14 protein-coding genes are annotated in these 17,714 nt (G+C 44.7%); 3 read left to right on the plus strand and 11 right to left on the minus strand.

Features of this window, described 5'->3' with window-relative positions; translation table 11 throughout:
- Positions 1-85 precede the first annotated feature (85 nt).
- The 4 genes from tdh to L3V43_RS03410 form a co-directional block, all read right to left on the minus strand.
- Positions 86-1,111 (minus strand): L-threonine 3-dehydrogenase, encoded by a 1,026-nt coding sequence (tdh, locus tag L3V43_RS03395; RefSeq protein ID WP_010607622.1) that lies wholly within the window; start codon positions 1,109-1,111, stop codon positions 86-88.
- 44 nt (positions 1,112-1,155) lie between these two features.
- On the minus strand, positions 1,156-2,352 hold the full coding sequence (locus L3V43_RS03400; protein ID WP_010374617.1) for a glycine C-acetyltransferase: 1,197 nt from the start codon (positions 2,350-2,352) through the stop codon (positions 1,156-1,158).
- A 225-nt stretch (positions 2,353-2,577) separates the two neighbouring features.
- Complete coding sequence (gmhB, locus tag L3V43_RS03405; protein WP_010607621.1) at positions 2,578-3,132, minus strand: D-glycero-beta-D-manno-heptose 1,7-bisphosphate 7-phosphatase; 555 nt, start codon at positions 3,130-3,132, stop codon at positions 2,578-2,580.
- Positions 3,125-4,192 carry a glycosyltransferase family 9 protein gene (locus tag L3V43_RS03410; RefSeq protein WP_235368302.1) on the minus strand — a complete coding sequence of 356 codons (1,068 nt, stop codon included), beginning with the start codon at positions 4,190-4,192 and terminating at the stop codon, positions 3,125-3,127. The genes gmhB and L3V43_RS03410 overlap by 8 nt, the downstream gene beginning before the upstream one ends.
- Before the next feature lie 107 nt (positions 4,193-4,299).
- Here L3V43_RS03410 and L3V43_RS03415 point away from each other — a divergent pair, with 107 nt between their 5' ends.
- Entirely contained in the window at positions 4,300-5,013 is a 714-nt protein-coding gene (locus tag L3V43_RS03415; protein ID WP_235368303.1) for a 3-deoxy-D-manno-octulosonic acid kinase, read from the plus strand.
- Here the strand turns inward: L3V43_RS03415 and hldE are convergent.
- The 3 genes from hldE to L3V43_RS03430 are packed head-to-tail and all read right to left on the minus strand — an operon-like array spanning position 5,010 to position 8,537.
- The gene (gene hldE / locus L3V43_RS03420) at positions 5,010-6,458 is read right to left on the minus strand and encodes a bifunctional D-glycero-beta-D-manno-heptose-7-phosphate kinase/D-glycero-beta-D-manno-heptose 1-phosphate adenylyltransferase HldE (RefSeq protein ID WP_010607618.1); all 1,449 of its coding nucleotides are present in this window, start codon (positions 6,456-6,458) and stop codon (positions 5,010-5,012) included. The two genes, L3V43_RS03415 and hldE, sit on opposite strands and share 4 nt — an antisense overlap.
- Positions 6,455-7,051, minus strand: a complete 597-nt coding sequence (locus tag L3V43_RS03425) for an SIS domain-containing protein (protein ID WP_010374612.1) — start codon at positions 7,049-7,051, stop codon at positions 6,455-6,457. Before L3V43_RS03425 ends, hldE begins: the two co-directional genes overlap by 4 nt.
- 40 nt (positions 7,052-7,091) lie before the next feature.
- Positions 7,092-8,537: a capsule assembly Wzi family protein gene (locus L3V43_RS03430; RefSeq protein WP_174169744.1), complete on the minus strand. Its 1,446-nt coding sequence runs from the start codon at positions 8,535-8,537 to the stop codon at positions 7,092-7,094.
- 145 nt (positions 8,538-8,682) lie between these two features.
- Between L3V43_RS03430 and waaA the strand changes: the two genes are divergently transcribed.
- Both waaA and L3V43_RS03440 read left to right on the plus strand, forming a co-directional pair.
- Positions 8,683-9,951 carry a lipid IV(A) 3-deoxy-D-manno-octulosonic acid transferase gene (gene waaA, locus L3V43_RS03435; RefSeq protein ID WP_174169743.1) on the plus strand — a complete coding sequence of 423 codons (1,269 nt, stop codon included), beginning with the start codon at positions 8,683-8,685 and terminating at the stop codon, positions 9,949-9,951.
- A gap of 3 nt (positions 9,952-9,954) precedes the next feature.
- Positions 9,955-10,497 (plus strand): DUF1415 domain-containing protein, encoded by a 543-nt coding sequence (locus tag L3V43_RS03440; protein WP_237115738.1) that lies wholly within the window; start codon positions 9,955-9,957, stop codon positions 10,495-10,497.
- A gap of 66 nt (positions 10,498-10,563) precedes the next feature.
- On the opposite strand, the gene L3V43_RS03445 is transcribed toward L3V43_RS03440, so the two are convergent.
- The 4 genes from L3V43_RS03445 to purL form a co-directional block, all read right to left on the minus strand.
- Positions 10,564-10,884, minus strand: coding sequence for a YdbL family protein (locus L3V43_RS03445; RefSeq protein WP_010607614.1), 321 nt, complete (start codon positions 10,882-10,884; stop codon positions 10,564-10,566).
- 9 nt (positions 10,885-10,893) lie between these two features.
- Positions 10,894-11,073, minus strand: a complete 180-nt coding sequence (locus L3V43_RS03450; RefSeq protein ID WP_010374602.1) for a YnbE family lipoprotein — start codon at positions 11,071-11,073, stop codon at positions 10,894-10,896.
- Positions 11,074-11,076: 3 nt separating this feature from the next.
- A complete protein-coding gene (locus tag L3V43_RS03455; protein ID WP_237115737.1) occupies positions 11,077-13,629 on the minus strand; it encodes a YdbH domain-containing protein in 2,553 nt (850 codons plus the stop codon).
- Positions 13,630-13,733: 104 nt separating this feature from the next.
- Positions 13,734-17,618 carry a phosphoribosylformylglycinamidine synthase gene (purL, locus tag L3V43_RS03460; RefSeq protein ID WP_237115736.1) on the minus strand — a complete coding sequence of 1,295 codons (3,885 nt, stop codon included), beginning with the start codon at positions 17,616-17,618 and terminating at the stop codon, positions 13,734-13,736.
- Between the last annotated feature and the right edge of the window lie 96 nt (positions 17,619-17,714).

A 17,714-nucleotide genomic window follows, 5' to 3' on the forward strand; every position in this document is an offset into this window, starting at 1 on the left:
AAAAAATAAAAGACGGCTTAAGCCTTATCGACCTAGCCGTCTTTCTATTATAACTACTCATTCATGCACTAAGCAAAGTTGAGCATTAATCCCAATTCAGAATCACTTTACCTGATTGCCCTGAAATCATCGTATCAAAGCCAGTCTGGAAGTCATCAACATGGAACTGATGTGTAATGATTGGGTCAAGGTTTAAGCCTGACTGGATCAAACTTGCCATTTTGTACCAAGTTTCAAACATTTCACGGCCGTAAATCCCCTTGATCACTAGACCCTTGAAGATCACTTGGTTCCAATCCACCGCCATGTCAGAAGGAGGAATGCCCAGCATTGCAATCTTACCACCATGGTTCATGCTGTTTAACATGCCCTTAAATGCAGAAGGAACACCTGACATTTCAAGCCCAACATCGAACCCTTCTGTCATACCAAGATCTTTCATCACCGTTTCGAGGCTTTCGTTGGCAACATTTACTGCTCGCGTAGCACCCATCTTAGTGGCAAGTTCAAGGCGATATTCGTTTACATCTGTGATCACCACATGACGCGCACCGACGTGTTTCGCCACTGCCGCAGCCATAATACCAATTGGACCCGCACCAGTAATGAGTACGTCTTCACCAACTAAGTCAAACGACAATGCGGTGTGCACTGCATTACCGAATGGGTCGAAGATAGAAGCGAGTTCGTCAGAAATGTTGTCAGGGATCTTAAACGCATTATAGGCAGGAATAACTAGGTATTCTGCAAATGAACCTTCGCGGTTAACGCCTACACCAATGGTGTTACGACATAGGTGAACACGACCAGCACGGCAATTACGACAGTGACCACATGTGATATGACCTTCACCAGATACTCGGTCGCCAATGCTAAAACCACGCACCTCTTGGCCCATATCGACCACTTCGCCTACGTATTCGTGTCCCACAACCATTGGAGTTGGGATAGTGTTTTGTGCCCACTCATCCCATTTGTAGATGTGTACGTCGGTACCACAAATTGCTGTTTTACGGATTTTGATCAATAGATCGTTGTGCCCTACTTCCGGTTTTGGCACATCCGCCATCCAAATTCCTTCTTCAGCTTTCAACTTGGATAATGCTTTCATAGTATTCGCTCGTTAGCTGCACCGGCTTAATGCCGGTGGCAAAATTAAATGACGCCTAGGTCTTTACCAATACGGGTAAAGGCTTCGATTGCTTTGTCTAGCTGCTCAGTAGTATGCGCAGCTGAAATTTGTGTTCTGATCCTAGCTTGCCCTTTTGGCACGACAGGATAAGAGAAACCGATCACATAGATCCCTTCAGCTAGCAATCTGTCAGCCATTTCTGAGGCTACTTTGGCATCGCCTAACATAACCGGAATAATCGCGTGATCTTTACCCGCACAAGTAAAGCCGACGGCTTCCATCTTAGTACGGAAATAGGCTGCGTTATCCCATAGTTTAGCACGTAGGGCATCGCCTTCTTTCATCATGTCTAGCACTTTTATTGAAGCTGTAACAATTGAAGGCGCTAGCGAGTTTGAGAATAAATAAGGACGTGAACGCTGACGTAACCACTCTACGATTTCTTTCTTACCAGAGGTATAACCGCCAGATGCACCGCCAAGTGCTTTACCAAGCGTTCCTGTAATAATATCCACTCGGTCTAATACACCACAGTATTCCGGTGTTCCTCGGCCATTTTCACCAACAAAACCCACCGCGTGTGAATCATCAACCATCACTAAAGCGTCGTACTTATCCGCTAAGTCACAAACCGCTTTTAAGTTACAAATAACGCCATCCATTGAGAATACGCCATCGGTCGCGATAAGCTTGGTTTTCACACCAGCTTCATCAGCAGCAATTAACTGCTGCTCTAGATCAGCCATATCGTTGTTAGCATAGCGGAAACGCTTAGCTTTACATAAACGCACACCATCAATGATGGAAGCGTGATTTAATGAGTCCGAGATAATTGCATCTTCAGGGCCTAAGATAGTTTCGAATAAACCAGCATTGGCATCAAAGCATGAAGAGTAAAGGATAGTATCTTCTGTTTCTAAAAATTCACTGATCTTTGCTTCAAGCGTTTTGTGAATATCTTGCGTACCACAGATAAAGCGCACCGACGCGACACCAAAACCATGGTCATCAAGGCCGCCTTGCGCCGCTTTAATTAGCTCTGGGTGATTCGCCAAACCTAGATAGTTGTTTGCACAGAAGTTAATTACACTTTCGCCAGTCGATACTGCAATTTCAGCTTGCTGCTGAGAAGTGATAATACGCTCTTTTTTATATAATCCTTCAGCTTTTACTTCTTCAATTTGTTGCTGAAGCTGGCTGTAGAAGGCCGATGCTCTCATCTGGGAGTCTCCATTTTTTGCACGGTGATAGTAAGCTACGCATCGCCATAGGCGGTTGTCATTCTCACTATCAGAAGTTAACGCTTGAGCTTATTCTATATTAATTAGCTCAAGTTAATTGGAACGTACCAATTCAATCATACCTGGTACATTAAAAGATATCTTTATTTTAAAAGGTTCACACAATAAATGCACGATTTGCGACAACTGGCAGCAAACTTTATTTTACTCAGACAAACATAGTGCGGCTGGTACCTCCGCCAACGACGCACATACTTTATCCGCGAGCTGTTGTTGCTCTTGACTAAAGCTCTGCCCAGACTCAACTAAAATGGCTGTTTTTACGCCAGCAGCGCGGGCAGCCTTGATGTCTGAGACTTTGTCACCAATCATAATACTATGCGTAGGATCCAAGTCATGCTCGGCTATCGCTTGCAGCAGCATCCCGGGTTCTGGTTTACGACAGTCACACTCTACTTTATATGGGCCTTGTGCCTTTTCAGGGTGGTGAGGACAAAAATAAACACCAGCGATGTCAACACCATGCGCCATAAACTGCGCGCACATCCACTCGCTTAACGCGTGAAATTGTGCTTCATCGTAGTAACCTCGGCCAATGCCCGACTGATTCGTCACGACCACAATTTTATAACCGGCTTTGCTAAATGCTTGGCAGGCACTGAATACCCCATCGATAAACTCAAAATCCGCGATTTTATGAACATAGGCGTGATCTTTATTAACAACGCCGTCTCTGTCTAAAAATACAGCCTTATGCATTGGTCACAATCCCCTGCTCTTTTATTACCCGCTCAAACATCGTAATAACAGCATCAACAGAAATTTGAGACATGAGTTCGCTACCTTTTACCCGTGTTCCCCAGGGTAATTGCTCAGCAGTTTTACCCTTTTGCGCAATGAGGTTTTGATGATAAACCTCAACTACATAGTCTTGATACAGGTACGGCCCTGTGCGAGTTGGGTTGGAGTGAGCATACAAACCGATCACCGGCGTTCCAACTGTCACAGCCATATGAGCAGGCCCAGTATCAGGTGCTAACACCAATTCGGCTTGCTCCAATACACAAAGTAGGGTTTTCAAGTCAGTTTTTCCCACTAAGTTTAATAACTCAGCTTGGCTGTGTTGTTGAATTTCGGCTGCTAAGTTTTGCTCAAGTTCCGTTGGGCCACCCGTTATCACCACCTGAAACCCCAATGCAGCAGCATGATCTGCAACCCTAGCATAACGCTCAGGAAGCCAATTGCGCTCGGCTTTACTCGCCGCAGGCGATATCACAAAAACCTTGCCTTCAGGTAATAGCGATTTTGCCGCAGCTTGATGAGCTGCCGTCACTGGCATCTGCCATGTTGGCTCACCGCACTCAGCACCGATTGCACGGGCAAAGTTTTGGAAACCTTCGAGCACATGTGGCGACTGTTGAGGTGCGATCCGCTTATTAATAAACAAACTGTGTAACTCTTTAGAGCGCTCTTTATCAAAGCCTATTTTTTGCTTTGCAGGAATAACTCGCGCAACAAGGTTGGCTCTTAACGCAACCTGCATATGTAGTAATACGTCAAACTTTTGCCCTTTGAACTTTGCCTTTAACGCCTTGAGCGCGGCTTTACCCTGCTTTTTGTCAAATACGACGAGCTCAACACCGGGTAGGTCAGCCAGCAACATGGCTTCCACCTTACCTATCACCCACGTTATTTTCGCTTGCGGATGTGCGCGTTGGATCGCCTGTACAGCACTCACTGCATGGCACACGTCGCCAATCGCAGAAAGTCGCAAAATACAAATAGAGGTCAAGGATTTGCTCAAAACAATAGTTCTCATGGAAAGTAACAAGCGCTTGATCTTAAATTAATCAAACAAGTTTGCAAGTTTCACTGAGGATGAAAAATCGTTAGAATGCCACAATTGACTCTTAAGAATTCTATATCGTGCAAATCACCAAACAGCCGCATAGCTATTTACTAACGCCTTCAACCCTAGATCATGATGTTTCAGAAGAAATGTTTGACCCTGAATATTGGCAGAAAAATAATGCGATTGTCGGCTCGAAAGAAGGCCGAGCAACGGCGTGGTTCGTACGGTTTAATCAAGGCATAGCGGTACTCAAGCACTATTATCGTGGTGGCTTAATCGGCAAGCTGTTGAGTGATCAATATATTTTTACCAAACTAGAAAATACTCGCGTATATCAAGAGTTTGCTTTGCTAGAGCAACTACAACTACAAGGTTTACCAGTCCCAACACCACTTGGCGCAAGAATATCGCTTCATTTTGGTATTTATCGTGCAGATATTTTGACCGAAGCGGTGTCTGATGCCACCAGTGTTTGCGAAATTTTGCAAGCAAGAACGCTTAGTACAAATGAACTGGAAAGTATCGGCCACACCATTGCTCAGTTTCACCAAGCCGGTGCCTATCACGATGATTTGAACATCAACAATATTTTGTTTGATGCCAACGGCAAAGTATTTCTAATTGATTTTGATAAGGGCAAAATCATGCAGCCAAACTCAAGTTGGCAGCACGCAAACATGGAGCGTTTGCAACGTTCATTTAAAAAAGAGGCCGGCAAATGGCCGACCTTTTATTTTGATGAAAATCAATGGCAAGTATTGATGCAAGCCTATCACAGCGCACGTTAACTTTTTTGTAGCTGTGCCTTTTTAATCACATTGGAAGTCGAGCAGCCATCCAAAAATGCTAACACCTCGACTTTTCCACCTTGATTAAGCACATGCTCTGCACCTGCAATCTCTTCCACTTTATAGTCACCACCTTTGACCAAAATGTCAGGGCTGACCATTTCTATCAGCTTAGCTGGTGTGTCATTTTCTTCAATACTGCCAAACGGAATAACCCAATCCACAGAAGCGAGTGCAGATAACACCATTGCCCGCTCTTTCAATGGATTGATTGGACGTTCAGGCCCTTTGAGACGCGAGATTGATTCATCATTATTTAACCCAACGACGAGTCTATCTCCCATCGCTTTAGCTTGCGCTAAATAACGCACATGGCCTGCATGGAGAATATCAAAGCAGCCGTTGGTAAACACAATGGTTTCGCCGTTTTGCTTGGCAAAAGTAATGTGCTTAAGCACTTCTTCAAACGGCGTTTGGTAGTGCTCGCCCGTTTCTCTAAGATATTGACCCAGTTTGCGACTCAACTCTTCCGGTGACACCGTTGCAGCACCTAACTTACTCACGGCAATGCCTGCGGCAATATTTGCAACCTCCACCGCGTCTTTAGCAGACATTCCTGCGCCTAACATCGTCGTCAGTGTGGCGATCACGGTATCGCCAGCTCCCGTAACGTCACTTACTTCCTGTACTTGAGCTGGGAAATCAAACTTTTCAGTATTGGTTATCAAAGACATACCTTGCTCGGAGCGCGTCAGCAACATAGCACCGATCCCTGACGTTTTCAGGAGCTCGCGCGCACTAGAGGTGAGTGCCTCTTCGCTGCTTGTATCTCCACCTGCGAGTTTAAATTCGTTTAAGTTAGGCGTGATAAAATCAGCACCTTGATAAAGGCTCAAGTCACTATTTTTGGGATCAATAAGTACCGTTTTACCAGCAGCTTTAGCCACCGCAATCATATCTGAAATGGCGCATAAAGCGCCTTTGTTGTAGTCGCTAAACAACACAAAGTCATACTTATCAACTTCTTGCTTTAGACGCTCAAGCAGTAGTTGACTGTGAGATAACTGAAAGGGTTCTTCTAAATCGAGTCGGACTACTTGCTGATGACGGCTGATCACACGCATTTTTGCGATAGTCGGCAGCTCAACGACGTTAACTAGGCTAGACTCAATGTTTTCTTTGGTAAGAATAGCCTCAAGCGTTTTGCCATTGTCATCTTCGCCGATAAGCCCAAGCAAACCCACTTTACCATCTAGGTGAGCGATGTTTTTGGCAACGTTCGCCGCACCACCAGCTTTGTCTTCCAACGCGCTGACTTTCACCACAGGTACTGGAGCCTCAGGAGAAATGCGCCCGGTATCTCCATGCCAGTACCTATCCAACATCACATCGCCAACCACCAATACCTTGGCTTGATTTAGCTGTTGAAGCGCCGCTAACTTCATGCCTCTTGCTCCGCCGCAACGAGCATATCGACCGCTTCGCATAGCCAGTGACCAATAAACATATGCGCTTCTTGAATACGCGCTGTCTCGTCATTTGCGATAATAATCGGTAATTTAGCAATATCCTTAACTTTGCCACCAGTTCTGCCAGTCAATGCCACGGTAAACGCGCCAATTTCATTCGCGGCTTGAAGTGCCAAATTGATATTAGGGCTCGTACCTGATGTGGTTAAACCAATCACCATATCTTCCGGTTTACAAAGTGCCTGAACTTGACGTTCAAATACGGAGTCAAAGTGATAGTCATTGCTGTGCGCGGTCAAAATTGAGGTGTCGGTAGTCAGTGCAATCGAAGCCAAAGGACCACGCTCTAATTTGTAACGCACCACAAATTCTGCAGCTAGGTGCTGCGCATCTGCCGCGCTGCCACCATTACCAAACCAAATGACCTTACCACCTGCTGCTAATGTACTTTGGCATGCTTCAAGTAGCTCAACACATTCTTGGTGATAGTTTGCCATTGTTTCAAAAACATCAACATGGCGCTGTAAGCTTGCGAAGTAGCTTTGTGCTACTTGTTCATTCAATGACATATTTGTTCCTAAACTATTCTATGCTTGTCCCGCGTGATACCTACCAGTATACATGGACTGATAACCAAGTGTAATTCTCACCGAAGACATCTTTACCCAAGGTTAATTTAGTTTCGACTTGCTTGCTGTAAGCTTCACCAATATGCGCCAGCTCAAATTCATAACCAGTTTCATATTCAGCACCAAGCTCATTTAATTCGTTGAAGTATTTACTTTCGTTATCAATAACCGACAGCTTAGCTCGCCACAAAGAACGGTAATCTGCTTGATAAGTACCTTCTAGTACATGGATCTGCGTCGGTGCACCATCATCGAACTGGCGATGGTTGGCAGCAAAGTGTCCCACACCAAACCCATCAATCGTATTGCCTTTAGTTTGATAAATTTCATTGACGTACCAAAGACTTTCCATGTCGGTAAATTCATAGCGTAATGAGGTGGTTGAACTTACATTCGGTAGGAAAATGCCTACGCTAGTCGCTGTATTACCAAACAAATAGTTCTTATGGTTATTAGTATCTTCCCCACCATACTCTAGATACCATTGTGCTCTGGTACCGTAATTTGTAGTGAAACTCGTGGTGATCGTTGCCCATTGGTCGCCAAGTTCATCATCTTGAGTCAGGTCGCCGATTTTATTGTCATTGCCAGCAGGATCTATATAGGCCTTAATAAAGTCCTCAAAATCCACCTTCCTTGGGCCTCCACCAAATTGTAGTACTCGATTTAGACCAATTTTCCAACCATCGATTGGTTCAATACTAAAGTGTGTACCAGCAATTTTCGGTGTACCATCATGCAATGTATTTTGAAAACGAATTCCCTTTTCGACTTTATCTAACTCTGAATAAAACAATTCAACATCAAAATTCCACCAGTTTTTAAGTGGAACAACTAACCCCAATGAAATAGAAGGCCGGTTTTTAGCGTTATTAGAGTAGACCTGAGCCGAATGCTTAAATGGCGAGAACCAATGTTCTTTATAACCTAGGTTAAGCTGTAAATTGCCATAAGATAGCCCGTAAAAAGTGTTATACGCCACCAGCTTGTCTGCTTCTACTCGATACTCAGCACCTATTTGTAGAATACTCGAGTCACCGCCTCGCCATACTCCAGCGAATCCCAATTCGGCATATTCACCACTATAATTACCTCTGTCGTTGGCGATTTGTTTTTCCTCACCACTATCAACACGCAATGTGACAGATCTTTGCGTTAGTGCGTCATCTTGTAAGTAAGGTGCAATTCCCTGACTAATACTCTGTTGTAATGTGGCGTCAATATGCCTAAGCTTCATCAAATGCATCTTGATTTCACTGATACGGTAAGGCTTTGCCATAGGCGTACCAACGGTCAACGCAAACATTTTATCGATTTGATATTCCAACAGCGGATCTTGCCCAATGGGTAAATAGGCTGTTGGGCTCGCTAAAGCGAGATTCGAAGCTAATAAACTACAGCAAGCGAGTACTCGAGCTAAATTCATTTTGTTATTCCATTACTTTTAATGCGCTAAATACTACCAAACCAAAAGCCCCTAGGCATCTGTTGAACTGTGTAAAATTGTGTTGTTCATTCAATTTCGCCCTGGAACAAGGTAAAATACTGATTTTTGAGCTGAAGCAATTTCTATGGCACGCCATTTATATTCCCTGCTGTTGCTAGTGTTAGCCCCTTTGTTATTGAGCTATCTCTATTTTATTCGAGGTAGAAAAAACCAAGGTTATCGAGTGCATTTTAATGAGCGCTTTGGCCGAAATATTAGCAAGCTGCCACAACACAGTATTATGATCCATTGTGCTTCTGTTGGTGAAGTGCTTGCAGCAACCCCGCTTATAAAGTCAATATTGAATGCTTCTGAGAACACATCAATCATTATCACCTGTAACACCCCAACAGGTAGAGAAGAGATAACAAAAGCTTTTCGCGCTCAGGTTCAGGTACATGTCTGTTATTTACCTATAGATTTTGCTTTTGCGGTCAGAAAATTTTTCAATTCCTTGAAGCCCAAACTCCTTATTGTGATGGAAACTGAGCTGTGGCCTAATCTTTTTTATTACGCCAAACAAAACCAATGTAAAACCTTGGTAGTCAATGCCAGACTCTCTGAAAAATCATACCAAGGTTATAAAAAGCATGCTTGGTTAACGAAAGGCTTGATGAGCAACATAGATCTGCTTGCAGCCCATAATGAAGAAGACGGCAAGCGTTTCATCAAGCTCGGGCTTGTTCAATCTAAGCTTCACATTACTGGCTCAATCAAGTTTGATATCTCAATCACCGAAGAAGAAATTGCAAAGGCAAGACAGTTTCAAGAAAATTACCCCGAGCGGTTAATTTGGCTTGCAGGATCTACGCATCCTAAGGAGCATGAGCAAGTCATTGCTGCTCATCAACGAGTATTAGAGCAGATAAGTAATGCGTTACTTATTATCGCGCCTCGCCATCCCGAGCAGTTTCAAGCGGTTGCTGACTACCTCAGTGAACAAGAGATCGCTTTTACCAGAAAGAGTAGTAACGGTATAGACGCAGAAGCTTCGGTCTTGTTAGCGGATACTTTAGGGGAATTAAAGTGGCTATTTGGTGGTGCTGATATCGCCTATATTGGTGGTAGCTTGATTGAGCGCGGCGGTCATAACCCACTAGAAGCGGCGGCTCATGGTGTGCCAATATTAACCGGCCCACATACCTATAATTTTGCGCATATATACCCTCAACTTATCGCGCAACAAGGTGCCATCGTAGTCGATGATGAGGACAAGCTTGCCGCTCAAATTATTACGCTATTTGAAGATAAATCGCTTCGAACGCAAATCGGTGCTAACGCTCAATCGGTACTAGTTGAAAATACCGGGGCTATTTCTAAAACCATGACACTAATCAATAAGAGCTTGGAATAATTCATGAATACAGTCATCTCTACAATGCAAAACTGGGTTAGCCAAGTCATTGTAAAATACAACTTTTGCCCGTTTGCTCGACAGGAAGTTGAAAGTAACAGCATTCATTATTTCGTGTCTCAAGCGATAAGCCACGACGATGCCGTAATGGATATGTTAGAGCAGTGCTCAGAGTTAAACCATGAGCCAGAGCGAGAAACAACACTAGTTATATTTGATAAGGGTTTTAGTAATTTTGATGACTTTTTGGATCTCGTCGACCTAGCAAACGCTTTATTAGTAGCGCAAGGGTTTGAAGGCACTTATCAAATTGCCACTTTTCATCCAGATTATGTGTTTGCTGATAGCGATGAGCATGACGCAGCAAACTATACTAACCGCGCGCCCTACCCAACACTCCACTTGATCCGCGAAGAAAGTATGGCCCAAGCATTAGAAGACTATATCGATCCTGAACAGATCCCAGAAAATAATATCCGCCTCGCAAGACGTAAAGGGAAAGCGTTTTGGCAGCATTTGCTGCAGCAATGCCACAAGGTTAAATAACCTAAGCTACGGTTAAATAGTCAAAAGGCTGGTTTAGCCAGCCTTTTCTTGTAAGGTTTTGAATTACTACTTTTTCACCCAGCTGCCATTGACTTGAATATAATGACCTGACTGCGTTTTGTTATACGCTTTTTTAGCCGCTAAAGCCTCTACTTGCTCAAGCGTGATACCGTTCTTTTTCGCTAATTGCTGGTATTTCTGTTTGCGCTTTTCATTCACTTCATCAACTAGCTGCTGTACACCTTGGCCATTTTTAACCACGCCAAGATAGCCCGATGTAGTTTCGCCAACTAAACCCTGTGATTTAGCATCGTCAATGGAAATTGCGAATGCGGCGAAGCTCATACTGAGCCCAATAATTAGGGTAGAGATTGCTTTTAGCTTCATAAATCCTCCTTAGAATAGCTCGCTGTCTTCGCTGAATAAATTGTCGAGTTCTTTATCCACTTTCACGCGGATCTCATGATCTACTTTTACATTTAAGTTGATCGTAATAGGCTCTTTGGTTTCTACTTGCACCTTATGAGTACAAGCACTCAATACCAATAAAGCTGATATCACTAGCATCCATTTCATTCACTAACGCTCCTCTTTATTTAACGCATTTTCCACTTCGCGCGTAATCTCGTCGCTCAAGCGTAGGGCTCGTAATAAGGTAAACACATTTTCTGAGTGTGTATAGTTAAAGTTTACTGGTTGTTGTTGGAGTTTGTTAATTCCTGTAATTTTAACATCTAAGTCCAACCAGCCGTCTTCACTTAAATTTACGCCACTACTCAATTGCTCAATGGTCAACTCGTCAAGTACACCAATCACCGTTTGTAAGCTAGGTTGCTGCTCTTTTAGCGCATTAATTGATGCATTGTTTTCAACCTTTAATAGCCCTTCACCAACATTATGGATATGACCAGAATCAATACGCACCCCAGATGAAGATACTTGTACTGGTAACTTGCCTGAGATCAGCCCTCTGAGCTCAACGCCTGCATCATGCCCAGAGGCGGCAATAAGATCTAAACTCAGTTTATCTAGCGATACCTGAACGACCTGCGGCGTTGAGACCAAACTAACTTCATCAATCCCCACGTTACCGGCAAAAACCTGTGCGTTAATATCTTTTAGTTTAGCCACACCTGCTTCGCTGAATAGTTGGCCTGTTATTGCTTGAACGATAACACCAGCTCTCAACTCTTCAACACTCAGTGTGGTTGGCTTGAGTTGAATATTAGCTGAACTTATTAGACCAAAGACATCAATCGCTGCATTTTGAATAAGCCGTTCATTAAATAACGCAGAGCCGTTTTGAACGCTCCCGTCTAAGGTAAATATGCGCGTGGATAAATCCCCTTCGAGTACTGCATAGAAGTTACCATGGGTAATTTTTAAGTTCGGTAAAAATGCGTCAATATATGGCTGAAGTTGAGTGAGCTGCTGCGTGGGCACGTGTATTTGTGCTGGATGTTTTAAGCTTGAATATTGATGCTCAAGCAACGCCTTTACACCATCAATATTAACCACATGTGACGCCATCAATCCGCGGCTTTGCTGCCCTTTGCTGTCAATGCTCACGTTTTTCAAACTGAGATCAGCTAAGTTAACTTCTGCTACCTTAGTATTGCCCGACAAGGTTGAAAAGATTTCTCCGGTCGCGACTGAGCCTTGCCAGTGCAGTGTCTGCGCAAACTCATTCAGTTTATAACTCTGCTGTTGTATCTGTGCACTGGTTAAGGTGAGGTTGATATCAAAATCATGTGTAGGCTCAAGCACAACTCGCCCGCTCAACGCACTCTGTTTTGCTGTTACATTCTCAACACTCAGGTTTTGCAGTTTTGAATCAAGCGTTATCGCAAAACTCATTCCTTCAGGTAAGACTCTGTGTAGTAGATGTCCACTTTTGAGCTTTGGCACATCTAGCTGCACATGTAAATCAAACGTCAGAGATGGATTATCAATCACCAAATCTGATGTCGACAACTGGGTTGAGAATATGGCCGGCTTAGCCTCAACTGTAATTAGCTCGGTTGGATCACCCGATATTTTGAAGCGGCTATTGAGCTCGAGATTCTCAGCAATAACATCTTGCAGTGTAAGCTTTTGAAGGTCACTTGTGATTTCCCCACTCATATTAACAAAATTTGGCCGCGCACTAAGCGCTCCCGCCAGTGTATGCGCGCCCCACTTTTCATCGGAAAATTCAAGGCGAATACCACCATTGACGAAAAGCTCAGTTAAGTAGACTGCTAACTCATTAACTTCAAGCTGTAACGGTTTATCTTTACCTGCCACTTCAAGTAAACCTGTCGCGATTGAATCCGCAGAAATAGTGATTTCACTCGGTAAACGAAGCTGCCAAGTGGTCGGTAACAGTTTGCTATATTCAGAAGTAAGACAATCAAGCATTGATTTCGCTGAAATCGGTTCGGCAAGTGCTATCTTCCCCTGCTGCGTGGCAAAATCATACCACCCAGACACAGCACCTATATACGCAAAGGTACCTTTACACTCAGCCTGTTCAAGCGCCACTAGAGTTTCAAGTTCTAGCTCTGCGTCTATAGCCAGACCATCGAATTCAAGCTGGCTAGTTCCTGAAAGTGCTTGGATCTGAGGAGGTAACAAAGCGCTGAGGTACTCGCCACTAAGGTCAACATTTGCAGCAATACGCTCTGGCTGCAATGTAACTTCAGCAGCGATGTCACCTGAAACTACAAATTGATTCAGCTCGGACTCCGAAATCGACACGACTAATGGCTTTGGTAATGGCTCACCAGATATAGAGAGCTTGGCAACTTGCATTTTGGGTCTGGTGATGTCGAGTGGCAATGCAAGGCGCTGTGGCTGAGTTGCATCTGAATTTTTGGACGGAAGAAGTTGAATGTTCGCTTTTTCAATATTGACTTGGCGCATGCTTAGTTGCGCATCATAAAGCTGGGCATTAAACGCATCTGTCTGCACACATGCTTTTGTAATATGGATACGATTGAAGCCCGACAAGCGCCAGTCAAGACAACTGACCTGAAGTTCATTAACTGGTATAAAATGTTTAATGGCCCAGAGCGACAAAGGAACTCTGGCAAGGTAAACACCCACTAAAACACTGAGTATCAACGCTAAGCTCCAAAGCCATTTTTTCATTCGTATCCCTAAAATATGATTGCTATTTCCCTTTCAGTGTACCCGATAGATAATTATCGAGCCATGAATAAAAAAGGTCACCGAAGTGACCTTTTTCAAATATGTTAGCCTACTAGCTTACGCGCATTGCGGAACATACGCATCCAAGGGCTATCTTCTTGCCACTCATCTGGGTGCCAAGAGTTTGCAACTGCTCTGAATACACGCTCAGGGTGCGGCATCATCACAGTTGCACGACCGTCTGTTGACGTCATGCCTGTAATACCAGCAGGTGAACCATTCGGGTTAGCTGGATACTGAGTGGTTGGATCACCGTAGTTATCAACAAACTTCACAGCAACTGAACCTGAATTCAGTGCCGTTTGTACCGCCGCTTCGCTTGCAAACTCAGCATGACCTTCACCATGTGATACCGCGATTGGCATGCGAGAGCCAGCCATACCATCAAAGAAGATTGACGGGCTTTGCTGTACTTCAACTAAGCTGAAACGCGCTTCAAAACGCTCTGACTTGTTGGTGACAAAACGTGGCCAGTTTTCCGTGCCTGGGATCAGCTCTTTTAATGTAGAAAGCATCTGACAACCATTACAAACACCTAAGCTGAAAGTATCTTGGCGTTGGAAGAAGCCTTGGAATTGCTCACGTGCTGAGTCATGGAATAGGATTGATTTAGCCCAGCCTTCACCAGCACCTAATACGTCACCGTATGAGAAGCCACCACATGCCACTAGGCCTTTGAATTGCTCTAGTGTTAAGCGACCTTCAAGGATATCGCTCATGTGTACGTCGATTGCCGCAAAACCAGCACGGTTAAATGCTGCCGCCATTTCGATATGTGAGTTAACGCCTTGCTCACGCAAGATGGCAACTTGAGGCTTCACCCCTTTAGCAATGTAAGGCGCTACGATATCTTCGTTTAGATCAAAGCTTAGTTTAACGTTAAGGCCCGGATCTTTGTCATCGAACTTAGCGTCAAACTCTTGCTTCGCGCAATCAGGGTTATCACGTAGCGCTTGCATCTGGTAAGTTGTCTCAGCCCAGATAGTGCGAAGCTCTGTGCGAGTATTTTCAAGTACTGCCTGACCGCCACGAGTAAAGATAACCTTGTCTTCACCGTTTAGCGTACCGATGCGATGTGCAATATCAGCAATACCGTGCTCAGCAAATACCGCTTCAACCGCAGCGATATCGTCATTGCGAACTTGCAATACTGCGCCAAGCTCTTCATTGAATAGCACTTCTAAGTCTGTACCTTGCAGCGCATCTAATTCAATGCTCACACCTGTATGGCCTGCAAACGCCATTTCCGCGGCAGTGGTGAATAGACCACCGTCAGAGCGGTCGTGGTAAGCGATAAGCTTGCCAGACTCAACTAATGTTTGTACCGCATTGTAGAAGCCTTTTAACAGCTCAGGACTGTCAACGTCAGGTGTCTTGTCGCCAAGTTGCTTGTACACTTGCGCTAAGCTTGACGCGCCAAGACGGTTTTGACCAGCACCTAAGTCAAGTAGGAATAGGCTGGTTTCACCCTTATCAGTACGAAGCTCAGGCGTGACTGTTTTGCGAATATCCTCAACACGACCAAATGCAGTGATGATAAGCGATAATGGCGCAGTCACTGACTTTTCTTCGCCATTTTCATCCCACTTTGTCTTCATCGACATTGAGTCTTTACCAACTGGGATTGTAAGGCCTAATGCCGGACATAATTCTTCACCAACCGCTTTAACCGCTTCGTACAGACCCGCATCTTCGCCTGGGTGACCCGCAGCCGCCATCCAGTTTGCAGAAAGCTTAATGTTGTTTAGGCTACCGATATTAGCACCAGCGATATTGGTTAACGCTTCTGCTACTGCTAGACGCGCTGATGCTCCATAGTTAAGTAGTGCCGCAGGGGTGCGCTCACCCATCGACATCGCTTCACCGTGGTAAGTATCGTAAGTTGCCGCAGTTACCGCGCAGTTAGCGACTGGTACCTGCCAAGGGCCAACCATTTGGTCACGTGCAACCAGACCCGTTACGGTTCTGTCACCAATCGTGATAAGGAATGTTTTCTCAGCAATCGTAGGTAGGCGAAGTAAACGCTTAGCTGCATCTTCAAGTTCAATACCAGCTGTATCTAATGCTGTACCCACTACACGCTTTGACTCAACGTCACGATGCATTTTAGGTGGCTTGCCAAGTAATACGTCTAGTGGCAGGTCCACAGGATTATTATCAAAGTGGCTATCAGCTACTGTTAGATGACGCTCTTCCGTCGCTTCACCGATTACCGCATATTGTGCGCGCTCACGCTTACAAATTGCTTCAAAGCGAGCAAAGTCTTCCGCTGCAACAGCCAATACATAGCGCTCTTGCGACTCGTTACACCAGATTTCGTGTGGTGCCATACCTGGTTCATCGTTCGGGATGTTACGCAGCTGGAATTTACCACCACGGCCGCCGTCGTCGACAAGCTCAGGAAATGCATTTGATAAACCACCCGCGCCCACATCATGAATAAACGCGATTGGGTTATCATCACCAAGCTGCCAACATTTATCGATCACTTCCTGACAACGACGTTCCATTTCAGGGTTTTCACGCTGAACAGAAGCAAAGTCTAAATCTTCGTTTGATTGGCCAGATGCCATTGATGAAGCTGCACCACCGCCAAGACCGATGTTCATTGCAGGACCACCAAGTGCGATTAGCTTAGCACCTACAGGGATCGAGCCTTTTTGCACGTGATCTTCACGGATATTACCTAAACCACCTGCGATCATGATTGGCTTGTGGTAACCACGTACTTCAGCGCCATTATGGCTTTCTACTTTTTCTTCGTAAGTACGGAAGTAACCCAATAGGTTTGGACGACCAAACTCGTTGTTAAATGCAGCACCACCAAGTGGTCCATCAAGCATGATGTCTAATGCATTAACAATGCGTCCTGGTTTACCAAAGTTAGTTTCCCAAGGTTGCTCAAAACCTGGAATACGAAGGTTAGAAACCGTGAAGCCAACTAAACCTGCTTTTGGCTTAGAACCACGACCGGTTGCACCTTCATCGCGGATTTCGCCACCTGAACCTGTTGATGCGCCAGAAAATGGAGCAATCGCCGTTGGGTGGTTGTGCGTTTCCACTTTCATCAGAATGTGGATATCTTCCTCGTGGTAAGCGTATTCGCCGTCAGTATTTGGGAAGAAACGACCCGCTTTAGAGCCAGTCATTACTGCCGCGTTATCCTTATAAGCCGACAATACATTGTCGCTATTGGTTTCGTAGGTGTTCTTAATCATTTTAAACAGCGACTTAGGCTGCTCTACACCATCGATAGTCCAATCAGCGTTGAAAATTTTGTGACGACAGTGCTCGGAGTTTGCTTGAGCGAACATGAACAGTTCGATGTCATTAGGGTTACGACCTAGCTTTTCAAAGCTTTCGACTAAGTAGTCAATTTCGTCATCAGCTAGTGCAAAGCCCTGCTCAACGTTCGCAACCGCAAGTGCTTCACGGCCGCCGCCAAGAATATCCACTGAAGACATCGGGCGAGGCGTTTCCGTGCGGAATAATTTAGCAGCATCATCAAGCTCTGCATGAACAGATTCGGTCATGCGGTCATGAAGTAACTGTGCAACTTCTTCGAACTGAGCTTGTGTAAGTTCACCCTCAACATAATAAGCAATACCACGCTCAACACGGTGTACTTGCGTAAGACCACAGTTGTTTGCAATATCTGTCGCTTTAGAAGCCCAAGGAGAGATAGTTCCGATCCTTGGTGTTACCAAGATCAGTTTGCCCTCTGGCGTGTGCTCCGTAATAGTCGGTCCATACTTTAACAGGCTGTTTAGCTTAGTTAACTCAGCCTCTGAAAGCTCAGCCGTTAAATCAGCAAAATGCATAAACTCGGCATAAACATTGGTAACTGGTAATTGAGCTGCAGCGCAGGTTTTAAGGATCTTTTGGACTTTGAAATCTGAAAGTGCAGGTGCACCACGTAGGATTAACATAGGTATTTTCATCCGGGGTTAAGGATTGAACGATATCTTTGGGCGCTCATTATAGTGGAAATAGCGCGCGGAATTAACACTAATTTGTCAAAACTA

The sequence above is a fragment of the Pseudoalteromonas sp. L23 genome, from assembly GCF_021728455.1.
GTDB lineage: Bacteria > Pseudomonadota > Gammaproteobacteria > Enterobacterales > Alteromonadaceae > Pseudoalteromonas.

What these genes read in the sequence shown, in the direction of transcription:
- tdh (WP_010607622.1), bottom strand. Translation starts at nt 1,111, where the DNA reads ATGAAAGCATTATCCAAGTTGAAAGCTGAAGAAGGAATTTGGATGGCG.
- L3V43_RS03400 (WP_010374617.1), bottom strand. Translation starts at nt 2,352, where the DNA reads ATGAGAGCATCGGCCTTCTACAGCCAGCTTCAGCAACAAATTGAAGAA.
- gmhB (WP_010607621.1), bottom strand. Translation starts at nt 3,132, where the DNA reads ATGCATAAGGCTGTATTTTTAGACAGAGACGGCGTTGTTAATAAAGAT.
- L3V43_RS03410 (WP_235368302.1), bottom strand. Translation starts at nt 4,192, where the DNA reads ATGAGAACTATTGTTTTGAGCAAATCCTTGACCTCTATTTGTATTTTG.
- hldE (WP_010607618.1), bottom strand. Translation starts at nt 6,458, where the DNA reads ATGAAGTTAGCGGCGCTTCAACAGCTAAATCAAGCCAAGGTATTGGTG.
- L3V43_RS03425 (WP_010374612.1), bottom strand. Translation starts at nt 7,051, where the DNA reads ATGTCATTGAATGAACAAGTAGCACAAAGCTACTTCGCAAGCTTACAG.
- L3V43_RS03430 (WP_174169744.1), bottom strand. Translation starts at nt 8,537, where the DNA reads ATGAATTTAGCTCGAGTACTCGCTTGCTGTAGTTTATTAGCTTCGAAT.
- waaA (WP_174169743.1), top strand. Translation starts at nt 8,683, where the DNA reads ATGGCACGCCATTTATATTCCCTGCTGTTGCTAGTGTTAGCCCCTTTG.
- L3V43_RS03440 (WP_237115738.1), top strand. Translation starts at nt 9,955, where the DNA reads ATGAATACAGTCATCTCTACAATGCAAAACTGGGTTAGCCAAGTCATT.
- L3V43_RS03445 (WP_010607614.1), bottom strand. Translation starts at nt 10,884, where the DNA reads ATGAAGCTAAAAGCAATCTCTACCCTAATTATTGGGCTCAGTATGAGC.
- L3V43_RS03450 (WP_010374602.1), bottom strand. Translation starts at nt 11,073, where the DNA reads ATGAAATGGATGCTAGTGATATCAGCTTTATTGGTATTGAGTGCTTGT.
- L3V43_RS03455 (WP_237115737.1), bottom strand. Translation starts at nt 13,629, where the DNA reads ATGAAAAAATGGCTTTGGAGCTTAGCGTTGATACTCAGTGTTTTAGTG.
- purL (WP_237115736.1), bottom strand. Translation starts at nt 17,618, where the DNA reads ATGTTAATCCTACGTGGTGCACCTGCACTTTCAGATTTCAAAGTCCAA.